Below are 16,490 nucleotides of genomic sequence, written 5' to 3'. Positions count from 1 at the left end.
TTGAGCCGCATTGGACGCTTTTGGCGTCACTGTTCCAACGCAACCTTGGGCCGTGATGTTCCCTGATCAGGCGAGGGCGGGCGTGGCGTACCGCACAGGCGCGAGCCTGTCCAGCGAAACCAGCCGGTAGGTGGTGATCGTCTCGGCGCAAGCCGTACCACACGGCGCGGTGAACGCCGATGGTTCGATCACAACCTGGAGCCGGACGTCACCGCAGCGCACGATGGCTTCAGTGACGTCGCCGTCCATCCTGGAGGATTCCACGGCCACCGCGCCGACGGAGCGCTCTCCCGTATGGGCTCGGGCGAAGTGCTCGACGGCCTGCAATGGCTCAGGGATGCCTGCGCGTCCCCGGAAACGGTCGAGGATGACCTCGCCCGACCGGTACGCGTTAGCCGCTGCCAGTGCAGCAGCCTGAGACATGCTGCCGTAGAAAATTCCGTGTGGCAAGCACACGAGGTTGGCGGCGTAGCGATCGCCGCCAACGTGTGACGTTTCCCACACTCTGTCCGGCAGTTTTTCGGCCAGGGACCGAGCGAGGGGTAGTCCAATGCGGGCGCAGCACGCATTGCGCTTGGCGTGCGTGCAGACCAGAAATACCGGCTCGTCTTCAAGTATGCAGGACTCGGGGACCACTCCGGCCACCAGCGCGTCCAGGTCAAGATCGTCAGGACCTGCGATGACGCCTGACGCGAGCCACGGGCGCTCGCCTGCGGCGTAGCCCACTAGCACACGGATCCCCTGCTCCCGCTGGCGGGTCCGCCTTCCGGGGCGGCGGATCAGCTGGGGCCTGATACCGCGTTCGAGCGCTCTGCGGACGAGTTCCGAGATTTCTTGAGGAAGTTCGAAGTTTTCCAGGCGCGAGGGCCAGGTTCCGGTGTATTCGACGAGCAGCCACAGCCTGGCGCCCACCGTGGCACTGGCCAGAGTGGGCACCTCCCCGGTGTGGCACCCGGCCGGATGCTCGCAGCCCCTTGCCAACTTCCCTACCCCTTCCGAACCGACTTAGGTAAGACTAACCTAACGGTTCGGAGGGGCTATCCGCGGGAGGTCCGGTCCACTATCTCCCGTGTCGTCGGCAGTGCCCGTTCTCTGTCCTGCCGCACGAGGCCGATCCTGGTGCGGCGGTCGAGCAGGTCGCCCTCGTCGAGCGCGCCCTCGTGCAGCGCCGACCAGAGCAGGTCGCCGGCCGTCAGGCCCAGCCCGACCTCCTCCGGGTGCGTCTTGACCAGCTCGTACGCGGCCTCCGCCTCGGCGCCGTACCGCTCGGCCAGCCGGGGCGGCACCTTCTGCGGCGGCTTCTGCAACCGGGCCCCGGCACCCACGAGGGGGATCCGCCGCGTGCGGCACCGGCGGGCCTTCAGGTTCGCGTGCGAGATTGCCTCATCCACGGCATCCTCGGCCATCCGCCGATATGTCGTCAGCTTCCCGCCCACGACGGTCACCACGCCGTCGCCGGTGACCACCGCGTGCCGGCGCGACAGGTCGGACGTCCTGCCGTCGGCCGCCAGAAGGGGCCTGAGACCCGCGTACGCGCCCGCGACCGCCTCTCTGGTCACCGGAGTCTCAAGCACCCCGTTGAGCACGCTCAGCAGCGTTCTGACGTCCTCCTCGGGCGCCTCGGGGACGTCGGGCACCGGCCCGTCCACCGGCTCGTCGGTGAGCCCGACGTACGTGCGGCCGTCGGGCTGCGGCAGCACCAGCGCGAACCGGTTGCTCTCGCCGGGCAGCGGCAGGTGCAGGCCCGCGATCAGGCCGGGCAGGGCGCCGGGCGCGAGCACGAGGTGGGTGCCGCGCGACGGGCGCAGGCGTACGCGGTCGTCGAGGCCGCCCGCCCACACGCCGGTGGCGTTGACCACCACCCGCGCGCGGATCGTGAACTCCTCGCCGGTCAGCTCGTCGCGCACCTCCGCACCGCTGCCGGTGAGGCGCAGGGCGCGGCAGCGGGTCAGCACGCGCGCACCGTGACCTGCGGCGGTCCGCGCGATGGCCACGACCAGGCGGGCGTCGTCGAGCAGCCGGCCGTCCCACGACAGCAGGCCGCCGCGCAGCCCGCCGTCGTCGCGCAGGACCGGCGCGAGCGTGTGGGCGCGGGCCGCGCTGAGCCGGGTGGGGCCGGGGAGCAGGCGGCGGGGCGTGCGGGCGGCGGCGCGCAGCGCGTCGCCGAGCCGGTAGCCGGTCATCACCAGCGCGGCCTGCCGGCGGGAGACGTCCTTGGTCAGCGGCAGCACGTACGGGTGCGCCTTGGCCAGGTGCGGGGCGGTCCTCCTGAGCAGGATGCCGCGCTCGACCGCGCTCTCGTACGCGACGTCCACCTGTCCCTTGGCCAGGTAGCGCAGGCCGCCGTGCACCATCTTGGAGCTCCACCTGGAGGTGCCGAAAGCCAGGTCGTGCGCGTCGATCGCCGCTACGCTCAACCCCCGGGACGCGGCGTCCAGCGCGGCGCCGGCGCCTGTCGCGCCCAGCCCCACGACCAGCACGTCCAGCCGTTCCTCCGCCACCTCGCGCAGCTCGCGGGAGCGTCTGGCGGCGTTCAGCGAGCTATCCAAGGTAGGCCTCCAGCAGCGCGGCGAGCTCGGCGTCGAGCTCGTCCATGGTCACGGGGTCGAGCATGGTCGGCGCGGACAGCAGGAACGACTGCGCCACCAGCAGCACCGCGCGCGCCCTGCGCGGGCCGCCGGCCACCGGCTCGAGCACCTCCAGCACGGCCTCGTGGCTGGCGCCGCGCCGGTCGAGCAGGTACGGCAGCAGGAGCTCAGGGTCCGCTTCCACGATCTTGCGCCACAGCGGGTGCTCGCGCAGCCCCCTGACTCCCGACACCACCGCGCGCACCGGGTCGGACAGGTCGAGCTCCGACACCACCCGTACCCACTCCCTGGTCATGAGATCGGCGACCAGCGTGCGCACGTCGGGCCAGCGACGGTAGATCGTCATCCGCGAGACGCCCGCCCGGCGCGCCACATCGGTGAGCGTCGTCCTGCGCACCCCGTAGGCGAGCACGCAGTCGCGGGCCGCGTCCAGCACGTCGTCATTGTGACGATTCGACGTCATGTGTCACAGTGTAAACGTGACTGGAGAACCCATGTTGTGGTCGGGCTGGGGCGACCCCGCCCGAGCCCGCGAGCTGCCCGAGCAGGTCAGGAAGCTGCTGCACGACCTGCTCGGCGTCCGCGCCCCCGCCACCCCCGCCGCCGCCCTCGGCGAGGTGCGGCTGCCGCCGGTCGCGCTGCCCGCGTCCCTGCAGGCGGTGCTCGCCGGCGTCGTCGGCGAGGCGCACGTGCTGACCGGGCACGAGGACCGCGTCCGCCACACGCGCGGCAAGTCCACCCCTGACCTGCTGCGGATGCGCGCGGGCGACGGCTCCTACGCGCCCGACGCCGTCGTGCTGCCCGGTTCGCACGACGAGGTGGCCGAGCTGCTGCGGCTGTGCTCGCGCGAGCGCGTCGCGGTCGTGCCCTTCGGCGGCGGCACCTCCGTCGTCGGCGGGCTCGCCCCGGCCGGCGGCGCGCATGGCCGGGCCCGCTTCGCCGGCGTCGTCGCGCTCGACCTGCGGCGGCTCGACCGGCTGCGCTCGGTGGACACCGAGTCGATGATCGCCGAGTTCGAGCCGGGCGTGCGCGCGCCCGACGCCGAGCGGCTGCTCGCCGCGCACGGGCTGACGCTCGGGCACTTCCCCCAGTCCTTCGAGTACGCCACGCTCGGCGGCTTCGCCGCGGCCCGCTCCAGCGGCCAGGCCTCGGCCGGGTACGGCCGCTTCGACGACATGGTCGCGGGGCTGACCCTGGCCACGCCCGCCGGCGACCTCGAACTCGGCCGCGCGCCCAAGTCGGCGGCCGGGCCCGACCTGCGCCAGCTCGTGCTCGGGTCGGAGGGCGCGTTCGGCGTCATCACCGCGCTGCGGCTGCGGGTGCGCCGCGCGCCCGCGGAGCGGCGCTACGAGGGGTGGCGCTTCCCGACGTTCGCGGCAGGGTCGGCCGCCGCGCGGGCGCTGGCCCAGGAGGGGCCGCTGCCGACCGTGCTGCGGCTGTCGGACGAGACCGAGACGATGATCGGCCTGGCAGACCCCGGCGCCATCGGATCCGGCGGTCCCGGCGGCTGCCTGATGATCACCGGGTACGAGGGCGCCCGCGTGGAGCCGCGCAGGACGGAGGCGTCCGCCGTGCTCGCGCGGCTCGGCGGCGAGCCCCTGGGCGAAGCGCCAGGGCAGGCGTGGGAGCACGGGCGGTTCTCGGCGCCGTACCTGCGCGACTCGCTGCTCGCGGCCGGCGCCACCGTCGAGACGCTGGAGACGGCCGGCTTCTGGGCGAACCTGCCGCGCCTCTACGACGCCGTCAGGCTCGCCCTGCTCGGCGCGCTCGGCTCGCCGCTGGTGCTGTGCCACATCTCCCACGTGTACGAGACCGGCGCCTGCCTCTACTTCACCGTCGTGGTCGCGCAGGACGGTGAGCCGGTGGCGCAGTGGGAGCGGGCCAAGGAGGCGGTGAACGCGGCCGTCGTCGAGGCCGGCGGCACGATCACGCACCACCATGGGGTCGGGCGTGACCACCTGGAGGCGTACGGGCGGGAGATCGGCCCCGTCGGGGTGGGCATCCTGCGCGCGGTGAAGGCGTCGGTCGATCCGGAGGGCGTGCTCAACCCCGGCGTGCTGATCCCCTGAGCCCGGCTCGGAGGGGTCAGTGCTCGTCAGGAGGGACCGCGTCGGCCTCGGCCAGGGCGGCGGCGGCGTCGCTGTAGCGGTGCAGGGCCTCCTGGACGGAGGCGAGCGTGTGCAGGCAGACCACCAGGGACCCGCCGCCGATCGACCGGCTGACCGCCACCGCCTCCTGGGCCAGGGGCAGCGCCTCCGTGGACCGGCCCCACGCGAGCAGGTGCTTGGCGGTCGTGCGCAGGCAGCGGGCCAGCAGCTCGGTGTGCTCGCGCGGCGCCCGCTCGGCCAGGATCCTGCTGCGGGCGATCGCCTCCATGAAACCGTTGAGCGCGGCGCTTCTGCTCCAGCGCGGCCGGGTCTGGGCGAATGCCAGCAAACCCTCGATGGCCCCCACTTCGGAAGTGCCTTTTCGGGTCGCGTCATCCGGGCCGTTACGGCTCATGGGAGCCTCCCCTCGGGCGATCCCAACCGCTTGCTTGGGGGAGGAGGCTACACCATTGCGAACCTTCTGTGTTCCTCACGGTACGGAGCGTTCAGGATGCATGAAAGGTAGATCGCGGTAAAGATGTTGTCATGGTGGAAGTAGCGGCTGAGCGGGGAAAGCAGCTTTCGTCACGGGTGTCGGAGGAGGGCGCGGGCTGGGCGTGTGCGCAGATCGGGACGTTCGACCAGCTCAGACCCCATCGCAAGGGGTTCAGCTGGCTCAATCCGGCGACGTTGTGGCGCTCGCGTAACGAGGTGCTGGCGACGTTGTTCGGTGATCCTTCCGGGCAGGTGCGCGAGCGGTGGGTGGAGGCGCAGGAAGCGCGCGGGATTGATCGGGAATTTCGCATCAAGCCGCCCGTCGGGGGAAATTTCAGTTTCCTGTTACTGGGCGATACCGGTGAGGGGGACGCGTCCCAGTACGCTGTTGTTCCCGGCATGCTGAAACTCGGCGAGGGCACCGCGTTCGCCGTCATCGCCAGCGACGTGATCTATCCCACCGGATCGGGCAACGAGTACGGCGACAAGTTCTTCCGCCCGTACCAGGAGTACGACGCCCCGATCTACGCGATCCCCGGCAACCACGACTGGTACGACGGGCTCGGCGGCTTCATGCGGGTCTTCTGCGACGCGCCGCCGCTCAAGCCCACCCCCGACCGAGGGCTGCGCGGGCTGCTGTGGCGCAAGCCGGAGACCATCGACGAGGACCGCCTGGCCGAGGCACGCGCGCTGCGCGGCAGGCCGTCGCAGCAGGCCAAGGGGCTGGCCGCGCAGCCGGGCCCCTACTGGGCGATCGAGAGCGAGAGCCTGCTCATCGTCGGCGTGGACACCGGCATCAGGAACGTCATCGACCGCGACCAGACCGCGTGGCTGCGCCGCGTCTCGCTCGACCCCCGGCCGAAGATCCTGGTGACCGGCAAGCCCATCTACACCGGCAACGAGTACAAGCCGTCGCCGCTGGAGGAGGGCGGCACGATCGACGACATCGTGCGCGACCCGGCGCACCGCTACGTCGCCGCCATCGGCGGCGACGTGCACAACTACCAGCGCTACCCGGTCGAGCTGGACGACGGCCGGGTGATCCAGTACGTCGTCTCGGGCGGCGGCGGCGCGTTCATGCACGCCACGCACACCATCGAGCGGGTGGACGTGCAGGGCGTGCACGAGGACGCCTTCAAGTGCTACCCGCTGCGCGGCGACTCGCTGTCGTTCTACAGCCAGCTCTACGCCAGGCGGCTGCGCATGCGCTGGCTCTGCCTCACGCCGGCCGAGGCCGCCTGCATCATGACGGAGCGCATCAAGAACGAGCCGGTCAGGACCCCGGCCGGGCCGGTGCGCATCACCCTGCGGATGCGCTGGGCGGCGCGGCTGCTCGGCGCCTGGCCGTGGCCGCTGCGGCTGCCGGTCGACCGGGTGTTCCACCGCTACCTGTCGGAGCTGTCCGACTGGGACACGCCGCCGTTCTTCAAGCAGTTCCTGCACGCCACGGTGACGCCGCAGGAGCTGACGCTGCGCTGCTTCGCCGCCACCGGCTGCCTGGGCCAGGAGCTGAACCCGCCGCTCGAGGACGAGGTCCGCATCGACCTGACGCGGTAATTGTCGGAGCCGTTTGGCACCCTTGGTCACGTGTACGTGGTGGTCGCGGGCGAGACGGTGCTGCCGGTCGGCGGCGCGCCGAGCCGTCCGGCCGGCCTGGCGGAGGCGGTGCGCGAGCTGGAGGCCGGCCAGGCGCCCCGGTGGGTGTGGGCCGACACGCGTGAGGCCTATCCTCCGCTGATCGAGAAGGGCGTGCGGGTCGCGCGCTGCCACGACCTCGCGCTGACCGAGGGCCTGCTGCTCGCCTACGAGGGCCGCCACCGCGACCCGCGCTCGGCCAGGGCCGCCCACGCCAGGCTGCACGGCCTGCCGGTGCCCGACGAGCGGCCGAATGAGCCCGGCACGCTGTTCGCGCCGGAGCCGCCCTCCGCCGAGCTGGTCGCCGAGGTGCTCGACGACCAGCTGCGCCGCATCGCCGCGCTGCCCGAGCCGGGCCGCTTCCGGCTGCTGGTGGCGGCCGAGTCGGCGGGCGCGCTGGTGGCGGCCGAGATGACGCACGAGGGCATGCCGTGGCGCAAAGACGTGCACGACGCGCTGCTGACCGAGCTGCTCGGGCCGCGTCCCGTCCACGGCATGCGGCCGGCCAAGCTGCAGGCGCTGGCCGACGAGGTGGCGGCGGCGTTCGGCCATCCGGTCAATCCCGACTCCGCGCAGCAAATCGTCAAGGCGTTCAAGGGCGCGGGGGTGTCGCTGAAGACGACCCGGCAGTGGGAGCTGAAGCAGATCGAGCATCCGGCCGTGGCGCCGCTGCTGGCGTACAAGGAGCTGGCGCGGCTGCACAGCGCCCATGGGTGGGCGTGGGCCGACCAGTGGGTGCACGGCGGGCGGTTCCGTCCCGAATATGTGGTCGGCGGCGTGGTGTCGGGGCGGTGGGCCACCAACGGCGGCGGCGCGCTGCAGATCCCGAAGGTGATGCGGCAGGCCGTGCTGGCCGACGACGGGTGGGTGCTGGTCGTGGCCGACGCCGCCCAGCTCGAGCCGCGGGTGCTCGCCGCGATGGCCGGTGACGGGCGGCTGGCCGAGGCGGCGGGGGAGATCGACCTCTACTCCGCGCTCGCGCGGTCGTTCGGCGGCGAGCGGGCCAACGCCAAGATCGCGATGCTGTCCGCCATGTACGGCGGCACCAGCGGCGACGCCTCGCGCCTTCTGGCCGTGCTGCGGCAGCGCTTCCCCAAGGCGTACCAGTTCGTCGAAGACGCGGCCAAGGCGGGGGAGGAGGGGCGGACCGTACGCACCTGGCTGGGCCGCACCAGCCCGCCGCCGTCCGAGCGGTGGAAGGAGCTGGTGTCCGGGCCCGAGGGCGTGCGGGCCGCCCGCGACCGCGGCCGCTTCACCCGCAACTTCGTGGTGCAGGGCACGGCCGCCGAGTGGGCGCTCGCGCTGCTCGCCGTGCTGCGCGGGCGGCTGCCCGAGCCGGCCAGGCTGGTGTTCTTCCAGCACGACGAGGTCATGGTGCACTGCCCCGCCGAGCAGGCCGAGGAGGTGACGGCGGCGATCGCCGCCGCGGCGGCCGAGGCGACCCGGCTGCTGTTCGGGCACACGCCGGTGCGCTTCCCGATGGAGACGGTCGCGGTCGGCTGCTACGCCGACGCCAAATAGCACGGCTACGGTTTCCCGTAACGAACGCGGCGGTTTCTCACCATGGCGGGGGACAAGGGGCCTCCGTAGCGTCGGCAGGTGTTCAAAACCGTGCTTGCCGCCATCTGCCTCACCTTCGTCCCCGTCACCTCGCTCCCCGCGTCGGTCGACTCCTACGTCGAGCATTACCGCGCGGCCACCGGCCTGCCTGGCGTCGCGGTGGCGATCACCAGGAAGGGCGAGGTCGTCCACACCGCCGGGTACGGGGAGACCGCCACGGGCGAGCCCGTCACCGCCGGCACCCCCATGGCGGTGGCCTCGGTCAGCAAGTCCTTCACCGCCCTGGCCGTCCTGCGGCTGGCCGAGCAGGGCAAGCTAGCCCTCGACCAGCCGGTGCGCCGCTATCTCCCCGAGTTCACGATGGCCGACCCCAGGGCCGAGAAGATCACCGTACGGATGCTGCTCGACCAGACCTCGGGCATGGCCGACGCGGCCTTCCGCGAGAAGAGCCTGCCCCAGCCGGACACCCTGCACGGCGCGGTGGCCCGGCTCAGGACGGCGAAGCTCGCCGCGGATCCCGGCACCACCTTCAGCTACCACAACACCAACTACCAGGTCGCCGCCCGGCTCGTGGAAGTGGTCGGCGGCCGGCCGTTCGCGGACCATCTCGCCGCGCACGTCTTCGAGCCCCTCGGCATGCGCCACACCACGACGTTCGACACCGACCGGGACCTGCCCGGCACCGCTCGCGGCCACCTGTACGTCCTCGGCCGGGCCGTCGCCCTGCCGGAGCCCGCGGCCTTCGGCAACGGCTCAGGCGGCGTCGTCAGCACCGCCGACGACATGGCCAGGTGGCTGATCGCACAGAATGCCGACCTGTCGGGGCTGCTGTCCCCGCAAGGTGTCAGGGAGATGCGTACGGGCTCCGAGCCGAACAAGGACTACGCACTCGGCTGGCAACTCGGCACGACGGACGAGGGCTCCCCCGTGCTCGAACACGGGGGAGACCTGTTCACCTCCACCGCCTACCAGGTGGTGATGCCCGGCTCGGGCTACGGCATCGCCGTCATGGCCAACACCGGCATGGCCTTCTCCGACGCGGAGACCCTCATGAGGGGCCTGGTCGCCATCGTCGAGGGCGGCACCCCGCAGGTGCCCGGCGGCCGGCCGATGCTCCTCACCGACATGCTCTTCGCGCTGCTGACCCTGGCGACCGTCGCCCTGGCGGCACGCGGCACCGTACGCGCCCGCCGCTGGGCCGCGCGCCGCACGGGGTGGCAGCGGTGGCGGCTGGTGCCCTACCTGGCCCCGCTCGTGCTGTGCGCGACGCTGGAGCCGGTGCACCGCTTCCTGGCCCGGGGGCGCGACGCGGCGTTCGTCCAGCTCGCCTACCTCTACCCGACGTTCATGATCTGGCTGGTGGCCGCCGCCGCAGCGGGGCTCACCGTGATCACCGCGCGCCTGTGGAGCGGCGCCAGACGGTGACCAGCCAGAGGCCGGACACCGCGACCATGATGCCGACCACCAGGCCGAGCACGCCGTAGCCGAGCAGGCCGACGATGGCGCCCGCGATGATGGTGCCGGTGGCGCCGCAGACGTTCATCAGCAGGTCGGACAGGCCCTGCACGGCGGTCCGCCGCTCCAGCGGCACCGACTCGGTGACCAGCGCCGAGCCGGCCACGAGGCCGCACGACCAGCCGAGGCCGAGCAGCACCAGCGCCGCCGTCACCTGCCACACCCGGTGCCCCGCGGTGCCGGCCAGCGCGGCGGCGCTCAGCAGCAGGCCCATGCCGAGCACCAGCACCGGCAGCTTGCCCGCCTTGTCGGCCAGCCAGCCGACGAGCGGCGACAGCACGTACATGCCGGCGATGTGCAGGCTGATGACCAGGCCGATGACGTCGAGGTTCGAGCCGTCGTGGTGCAGCTTGACCGGGGTCATGGACATGACCGACACCATGGCCGTGTGGCTGACCGCGATCATGACGAGGGCGTGGCGGGCCATCGGGGTGGTGCGCAGGGTCTGCAGGGCGGTGCGGATCGTGCCCCGGCGTCCCGTGCTCTCCTCGCGGGTGCCGTGCACCTCGCGGGCCAGCACGAGCGGGTCGGGGCGCAGCAGGACGAGGATGACGAGCAGCGCCAGGCCGAAGGCGAGCGCCGCGAACGCGAACGGCCCCGCCTTCTCCACCAGCCCGAGCCGCATGCCGATCTGGTCGGCGGGCCTGGCGAGGTTGGGCCCTGCGACGGAGCCGATCGTGGAGGCCCACACGACCAGCGACAGGTGCCGGGCCGAGCGGTCGCGCGGCGACAGGTCGGTGGCCGAGTAGCGGGCCGCCAGGCTGCCCGCGCTGCCGCCGCCGACCAGCACGAGCCCGGCCAGCAGCAGCGGCCATGTGCCCAGGCTGATCGCCAGCACGGAGACCAGGCAGCCGGCCAGCGCGGCGACGTACGCCAGCGACAGGCCGGCCCGCCGCCCGCCGCTGCCCGCCGCCCTGGCGGTGGGCAGTGCGAGCAGCGCCGCGCCGAGCACCGTGGCCGTGCCGGCGAAGCCGCTGATCACCGTCGACCTGGACAGCTCGTCCACGACGACGGAGCTGAGCGCCAGCCCGACGGCGACGCCCACGCCGCCCACGATCTGCGCCGCGGACAGCACCGCGAGCGTGCGGCGCTGGACGCGGGCGATCCGGTCAGGAGGGGACGAGGCGGACTGTGTGGGGGCACTGGTCACCCGTGAAGTCTCGCATAACCCCTAACAACACCCCATAGAGGACAGTGCGCCTCTATCGGGCCGATCCCCGACGGCCGTTGCGTCCGGGGCCGCCGGGGGTGGGGGCCACGCGTCTCTTGCGGGGTGATCCGGGTCAGAGGATGGTGACGCGGTCGCCCACGGCGATGCGGCCGGGGGCGTCGGGGATGAGGTTGACGCCGAACCAGGTCTTCCCCTCGCGCCTGCGGTAGCGCGACAGCGTCCTGATGGGCTCCTTGCCCTTCTCGTAGGTGTCGGGGTCGATGGTCGTCAGCACGCACCGCGCGCACCCCTTGGCGACCCTGAACTCCACCTCACCGATGCGCAGCCGCTTCCACTCGTCCTCGGCGAACGGCTCCGACGGCACGCCGTCGACCACCACGTTCGGCCGGAACCTGCGCATGGGCAGCGGCGCGGGCGGTTCGTCGCCGCGTTCGAGCGCGTCCTCGGCGATCCAGTCGTTGAGCCGGGCGAGCGAGGCCGCCGAGGTCAGCAGCAGCGGGTAGCCGTCGGCCAGGCTGACCCGGTCGTCAGGCCGCCCGTACGCGGGATCGACGGGCCGCCTCCTGGGGTCGTCCAGCCACTTCAGCCGCACCGGCCGCCCCACCAGCGAGGTCAGCCACGCGGCGGCGGAGTCGCCGCAGTCGGTGAGCTCGATGTCGCTGCCCCACAAGGTGACGGGGGACAGCCGGGCGGAGGGGGCCACCCGCAGCGGCTCGGCGTGCGGGCCGGTCAGCGTCAGCGTGTCGCCGTCGAGCATGGGGACGACGGCCAGCAGCCGAGGCTCGACGCGGGCGGTCAAGGTGCGGCCCTGCTCGTCGGCCACGAGGTAGCGGCGGTCGCCGGCCAGCCCCCACGGCAGCACGTCGGCCTCGCTCACCTCATGGCCCGTGGTGGATTTGACCGGGTAGTACGAGATGCTCGCCAGCTTCATCAGATACCTCCGCGGAAACCCCCGCCTTCAGGCGGGGGAGGAATCGGACCCCTGCGGGGCAGGACAGGGGCAGCCGGTTCGCCGTCAGGCGAACCGGCGTATCGAACACACGCACGGCCCTTAGCCGATCGTGCGATAGTTGTGAGGCGGGGCGCAGATCGTGAAGCGGGCCTACAAGTACCGCTTCTACCCGACCCCCGAGCTTGCCCGGACGTTCGGCTGCGTCCGTCTTGTTTACAACAAGGCACTCGAGGAGCGCACCCGCGCCTACCGGCTGCAAGGCCGCCGCGTCTCCTACGTGGAGTCCTCCGCGCGCCTGACGGGGTGGAAGCGCAGCGGAGAGTACGACTTCCTGTTCGAAGTGTCGTCAGTCCCTCTTCAGCAGGCGCTGCGGGGAGCGGGTGTAAGACCTCAACGAGAGTCCTCTCGGACGGGCGACCGGCTGCGAAGCAGGAAGGCCCGCGGGTGAGCGTGGGAATCCCCCTCGTTTGCGAGGGGGAGGATGTCAAACGGCAGACCGTATCTCCACTTCGGGGGTTTTCCGAAGGGGATGTCCGCCGCGCTCCAGGCCCGCCGACAGCGCCGCCGCGGCCAGCGCGACGACCCCGATCGCGGCGCCGGTCCAGGCCACGGAGGCGTAGCCGAGATCGGCACTGATCATCAGGCCGCCCACCCAGGGGCCGACCGTGATGCCGACGTTGAAGGCGGCCACGTTGAAGGCGGCGGCCAGCGTCGGGGCGTCCTTGGCGAGGGCGAAGGGGCGGGCGTTCAGCGCCGGGTTGGTGCCGAAGCCGAACGCGCCGAGCAGGAAGATCAGCGGGATGGCCAGCACGGCGACCTCGGCCGACAGGGCGAGGGCGGCCGAGGTCAGCACGAGACCGACGACGCCGGTGAACAGCAGCGGGAACGGCCGGGCGTCGCCGATCCTGCCGCCGATGGTGATGCCGATGAGGGAACCGGCGCCGTACAGGGCGAGGACGGCGGGCACCCAGGGCTCGGCGAGGCCGGTGACGCCGGTCAGCAGCGGGCTCAGGTAGCTGAAGGTGGCGAGCAGCGCGCCCGTGGTCAGCGCGGTGACGCCGTACGCGAGCCACAGCCGCGGCCTGGCGATCGCCCGCAGTTCGGTGGTCACGCTCGGCGTGCCGTCCGTCTTGGGGCGGCCGCCGGGGATGGTGGCGAGCACGCCGATCGCCGACAGCGCCGACAGCCCGGCGACCGCCCAGAACGCGGCCCGCCAGCCCAGGTGCTGGCCGATCACCGTGCCGGCGGCCAGGCCGAGGATGGTGGCCACGGTGAGCCCGCCCGCCAGCACGCTCATCGCCTTGGCGCGGGCGTTGACGGGCACCAGGCCGATCGCGGTGGCGGCGGCCACGGCCCAGAAGCCCGCGTACACGAAGGCGCCCACCACGCGGGTGGCGAACAACACGGCGTAGTCGGCCGTCAGCGCGCCCGCCACGTGGGACAACGCGAAGATCGCCAGGAACGACAGCAACACCGTACGCCGGGGCAGCCGGATCGTCGCGACGGCCAGCAGGGGCGCGCCCACCAGCATGCCCAGGGCGAACGCGGAGATCAGCAGGCCCGCGTCGGGGATGGACACGCCGAGGTCGGCGGCCATGCCGGGCAGCAGCCCGGCCAGCATCAGCTCCGACGTGCCCTGCGCGAAGATCGACAGGCCGAGGATGTAGACCGCCAAGGGCATGGCGGGCCTCCTTGTTTTAGATTGATCAGTACAAAATGCGGGCATGAAGAAATCAGAAGACGGTCAGCGCGACGTTCGCGATCGACTCGAGCGCCGCCCGGTCCGCGCCGCCCCGCTCGGCCACCCGCAGGCCGTTGACCGTGGCGGCGACGAACCTGGCCAGGGCCAGCGGGTCGTGCTCGGAGCCGAGCTCGCCCCGGGTGCGCGCGCTCTCGATGCCGGTCCTCAGCAGCTCGATGCGTTTCGCCTCGTCGCGGCGGAGCACCTCGGCGATCGCGGAGTCGTGGGGCGCCAGCTCGATGCTGGCGTTGACCACCATGCAGCCGGCCGGTTCCTCAGGATCGGGCTCGACCGCCCACCACAGGACGGTCCTGACCTTCTCCCTGATGGGCAGATCGGCGTCCATCAGCTCGGCGAGCGAGCCGTTGTGCACGTCCATGTAGTGGCGCAGCGCCCGCTCGAACAGGTCGTGCTTGCTCACGAACGTGTTGTAGATGCTGCTGCGGCCGAGGCCGGTCGCGGCGCACAGGTCCTGCGTCGAGGTGGCCTCGTAGCCCGCGTCCCAGAACGCGCGCATGGCCGCCTCGACCGCCCTGCCCTCCTCGAACTTCCTCGGCCGCGCCATGACCGGCACGCTACCGTTTTGGAACGACCGATGCAATACGTCAGGCGTTCGGCTGGAACGTGTCCAGGAACACCTTCCTCGTCTCCGCCTGGTCGTCCCACCGCAGGTCGGGCAGGTCGAAGACGATCTTGTACGCCGACGTGCCGCCGAGTGCGGCGTACCGGGTCAGGGCGTGCATGGGGATGCCGTTGGGCGTGGTGTAGGTGTACTCCCAGTCGGCCGCCTGCGTGCCCCGGTACTTCACGGCCTGCAGCCGTACCTGGATGTAGTTCTCCCTGCCGCCCTGGGCCTCCTGCTCGCCCAGTTCGGCCAGCCCGCCGTCGTCCTGCGGGGCGGCCTTCTCGACCACGATCCGCATGTTCGAGTCCTTCGGCCCGTTGAACGTCGCCACGTCGCCCGCGACCGCGAGCTTCCACCCCTTCGGCAGGGCGGCGGTGAACCCGGGCCCCGTGTGCTCCTCGAACCCGCTCGGCACCGGTGAAGGCTCGCTCGCCTGCTCGGCCGCGGCGCTCGCCGGTGACGGCGCGGCGGCCGGCGGCGTCTCGCCTGAGCCGCTGGTCAGGATGAGCACCACGGCGCCCGCCACGACGGCCACCGCCACCAGCGCGCCGACGATCGTCAGCGGCGTCGGGCGGCCGCCGCGCACCCACGGCCCCTCGTCCTTCTCGGGCCTGCGCCGGCTCTTCCCGGTACGCGGCCCGGCCGGGGGCAGCGAGGTCAGGCTGCCCCTGCCGACGTCCCTGGACAGGCTGCGCGACTGCTCGCGCAGGTCGTCGGGGGTGGCCAGGGGCCACGGGGTGGCGGCCGAGGTGCGGCTGTCGGTGGTGAGGGGGAGGATCGGCTGCGGCCTGGGGCCCGTGCCGGTGTCCAGGTCGTCGTCGATGCCGCGGCCGGGAGGCGGCGCGCCGAAGGGCGGCTGCGGGCCGGACGAGCTGCGCAGCGCGTCGTACGGGTTCGACGAACTCGCGAGGGAGTCGTAGGGGCCTGACGAGCTCGCGAGGGAGTCATAAGGGCCGGACGAACCGGCCAGGGAGTCGTACGGGCCCGAGGCGCTCGCGAGCGAGTCGTACGGGCCCGAGGCGCCGCCGGCCGGTTCGTCGGCGCGGGGGAGCGGGGGCAGCTGGTCGGTGCGGTGGCTGCCCGAAGGGCTCGACATGCCCTCGTACGGCATCGAATGGCCGCCCGACGGGCTCGTGATCGGGTCGTACGGCACCCGCACCGGCCCCGACGGCGTCTCCACGATGCGCGACGGCATCGGCCCCGACGGCGGCTCCAGCGGCGGCAGCAGGTTGGCGGGCGTCGAGTCGGTCGGGCTCGGCAGCGTCTCGGGCGTGCGCGGCCTGGGCGCGCCGTGCGCCCGCAGCACCGCCTCCAGCATCTCCATGACCTGCTCGGAGGTCAGCCGCTCGGCCGGGTTCTTGTGCAGCAGGCCCTCGATCACCGGCAGCAGCGAGCCGGCGCGCTGCGGCCTGATCGGCTCCTGGGTCAGCACCGAGCCGAGCACCGCCACCGGGTCGGGCCCCTCGTACGGGGGCCGCCCCTCGACGGCGGCGTACAGGGTGGCGCCGAACGACCACAGGTCGCCGGCCTGCCCGATCGGCTGGCCGGACAGGCGCTCGGGCGGGATGTACGCCGGCGAGCCCATCAGCAGCCCGGTCTGCGTGATCGTCACGTCGCCCTCTATGGCGGCGATGCCGAAGTCGGTCAGCACCACCCGGTCCGAGGTCAGCAGCACGTTGCCGGGCTTGATGTCGCGGTGCAGGATGCCGTGGGCGTGCGCGTGCCTGAGCGCGTCGAGCACGCGGATGCCGATCTCGGCCGCCTGGACCACCGGAAGCGGGCCGCTCTGGCGTACGGCCTGCTCCAGCGACCACGCGCGGACCAGCTCCATCACGATCCAGGGCCGGCCGTCCTCCTCGACCACGTCGTGCACGGTCACGATGCCCGGGTGCGTCAGCCGCGCGGCCGACCTGGCCTCGCGCAGCATGCGCCGGTGCGCCACCTGCTTGCCCGCGTCGTCCAGCCCGTACGGCAGGATCAGCTCCTTGACCGCCACGTCACGGTCGAGCAGCACGTCGTGCGCGTGCCACACCATGCCCATGCCGCCCCTGCCCACGGGCGACATCAGCCGGTAGCGTCTGCCGATCAGGCGCCCCTGGCTCTGCGAAGAGCCTCCCGCGG

The 16,490-nt window shown here is 72.6% G+C and carries 13 protein-coding genes and 1 pseudogene; 5 read left to right on the top strand and 9 right to left on the bottom strand.

Going from position 1 to position 16,490, the window contains the following annotated elements; genetic code table 11:
* Nucleotides 1-66: 66 nt before the first annotated feature.
* From AB0K12_RS07920 to AB0K12_RS07910, 3 genes are all read right to left on the bottom strand, one after another.
* Nucleotides 67-936 carry a sucrase ferredoxin gene (locus AB0K12_RS07920; RefSeq protein WP_364556619.1) on the bottom strand — a complete coding sequence of 290 codons (870 nt, stop codon included), beginning with the start codon at nucleotides 934-936 and terminating at the stop codon, nucleotides 67-69.
* Nucleotides 937-1,037: 101 nt separating this feature from the next.
* A complete protein-coding gene (locus AB0K12_RS07915; protein WP_364556616.1) occupies nucleotides 1,038-2,549 on the bottom strand; it encodes a glycerol-3-phosphate dehydrogenase/oxidase in 1,512 nt (503 codons plus the stop codon).
* Nucleotides 2,542-3,051, bottom strand: coding sequence for a helix-turn-helix domain-containing protein (locus AB0K12_RS07910; RefSeq protein WP_355427655.1), 510 nt, complete (start codon nucleotides 3,049-3,051; stop codon nucleotides 2,542-2,544). The genes AB0K12_RS07915 and AB0K12_RS07910 overlap by 8 nt, the downstream gene beginning before the upstream one ends.
* A gap of 31 nt (nucleotides 3,052-3,082) precedes the next feature.
* On the opposite strand from AB0K12_RS07910, the gene AB0K12_RS07905 reads away from it, so the two are divergent.
* Nucleotides 3,083-4,657: an FAD-binding oxidoreductase gene (locus tag AB0K12_RS07905; RefSeq protein WP_364557742.1), complete on the top strand. Its 1,575-nt coding sequence runs from the start codon at nucleotides 3,083-3,085 to the stop codon at nucleotides 4,655-4,657.
* 16 nt (nucleotides 4,658-4,673) lie between these two features.
* Here the strand turns inward: AB0K12_RS07905 and AB0K12_RS07900 are convergent, their stop codons facing one another.
* Nucleotides 4,674-5,024 carry a hypothetical protein gene (locus AB0K12_RS07900; protein ID WP_364556612.1) on the bottom strand — a complete coding sequence of 117 codons (351 nt, stop codon included), beginning with the start codon at nucleotides 5,022-5,024 and terminating at the stop codon, nucleotides 4,674-4,676.
* A gap of 197 nt (nucleotides 5,025-5,221) precedes the next feature.
* Between AB0K12_RS07900 and AB0K12_RS07895 the strand changes: the two genes are divergently transcribed.
* The 3 genes from AB0K12_RS07895 (at nucleotide 5,222) to AB0K12_RS07885 (ending at nucleotide 9,790) form a co-directional block, all read left to right on the top strand.
* Nucleotides 5,222-6,727, top strand: coding sequence for a metallophosphoesterase (locus AB0K12_RS07895; protein ID WP_364556610.1), 1,506 nt, complete (start codon nucleotides 5,222-5,224; stop codon nucleotides 6,725-6,727).
* Nucleotides 6,728-6,757: 30 nt separating this feature from the next.
* On the top strand, nucleotides 6,758-8,326 hold the full coding sequence (locus AB0K12_RS07890; protein WP_364556608.1) for a bifunctional 3'-5' exonuclease/DNA polymerase: 1,569 nt from the start codon (nucleotides 6,758-6,760) through the stop codon (nucleotides 8,324-8,326).
* Between the two features lie 78 nt (nucleotides 8,327-8,404).
* Nucleotides 8,405-9,790 (top strand): serine hydrolase domain-containing protein, encoded by a 1,386-nt coding sequence (locus AB0K12_RS07885; RefSeq protein ID WP_364556606.1) that lies wholly within the window; start codon nucleotides 8,405-8,407, stop codon nucleotides 9,788-9,790.
* On the opposite strand, the gene AB0K12_RS07880 is transcribed toward AB0K12_RS07885, so the two are convergent.
* Nucleotides 9,756-11,030 carry an MFS transporter gene (locus tag AB0K12_RS07880; RefSeq protein ID WP_364556603.1) on the bottom strand — a complete coding sequence of 425 codons (1,275 nt, stop codon included), beginning with the start codon at nucleotides 11,028-11,030 and terminating at the stop codon, nucleotides 9,756-9,758. The two genes, AB0K12_RS07885 and AB0K12_RS07880, sit on opposite strands and share 35 nt — an antisense overlap.
* 133 nt (nucleotides 11,031-11,163) lie before the next feature.
* On the bottom strand, nucleotides 11,164-11,982 hold the full coding sequence (locus AB0K12_RS07875; protein WP_364556601.1) for an MOSC N-terminal beta barrel domain-containing protein: 819 nt from the start codon (nucleotides 11,980-11,982) through the stop codon (nucleotides 11,164-11,166).
* 160 nt (nucleotides 11,983-12,142) lie between these two features.
* On the opposite strand from AB0K12_RS07875, the pseudogene AB0K12_RS07870 reads away from it, so the two are divergent.
* A pseudogene (locus tag AB0K12_RS07870) lies at nucleotides 12,143-12,376 on the top strand (helix-turn-helix domain-containing protein); the annotation flags it as partial.
* 111 nt (nucleotides 12,377-12,487) lie between these two features.
* On the opposite strand, the gene AB0K12_RS07865 reads toward AB0K12_RS07870, so the two are convergent.
* Genes AB0K12_RS07865 through AB0K12_RS07855 form a run of 3 tightly spaced genes read right to left on the bottom strand, consistent with a single transcriptional unit; the run spans nucleotide 12,488 to nucleotide 16,434 of the window.
* Complete coding sequence (locus AB0K12_RS07865) at nucleotides 12,488-13,684, bottom strand: Cmx/CmrA family chloramphenicol efflux MFS transporter (RefSeq protein WP_364556599.1); 1,197 nt, start codon at nucleotides 13,682-13,684, stop codon at nucleotides 12,488-12,490.
* Nucleotides 13,685-13,736: 52 nt separating this feature from the next.
* Complete coding sequence (locus AB0K12_RS07860; protein ID WP_364556597.1) at nucleotides 13,737-14,309, bottom strand: TetR/AcrR family transcriptional regulator; 573 nt, start codon at nucleotides 14,307-14,309, stop codon at nucleotides 13,737-13,739.
* Between the two features lie 40 nt (nucleotides 14,310-14,349).
* The gene (locus AB0K12_RS07855; protein WP_364556593.1) at nucleotides 14,350-16,434 is read right to left on the bottom strand and encodes a protein kinase; all 2,085 of its coding nucleotides are present in this window, start codon (nucleotides 16,432-16,434) and stop codon (nucleotides 14,350-14,352) included.
* Nucleotides 16,435-16,490 lie beyond the last annotated feature (56 nt).

This window comes from Nonomuraea sp. NPDC049419, assembly GCF_040676995.1.
GTDB classification, from domain to species: Bacteria; Actinomycetota; Actinomycetes; order Streptosporangiales; family Streptosporangiaceae; genus Nonomuraea; species Nonomuraea salmonea.
This window is presented reverse-complemented; position numbering and strand designations above follow the sequence as displayed.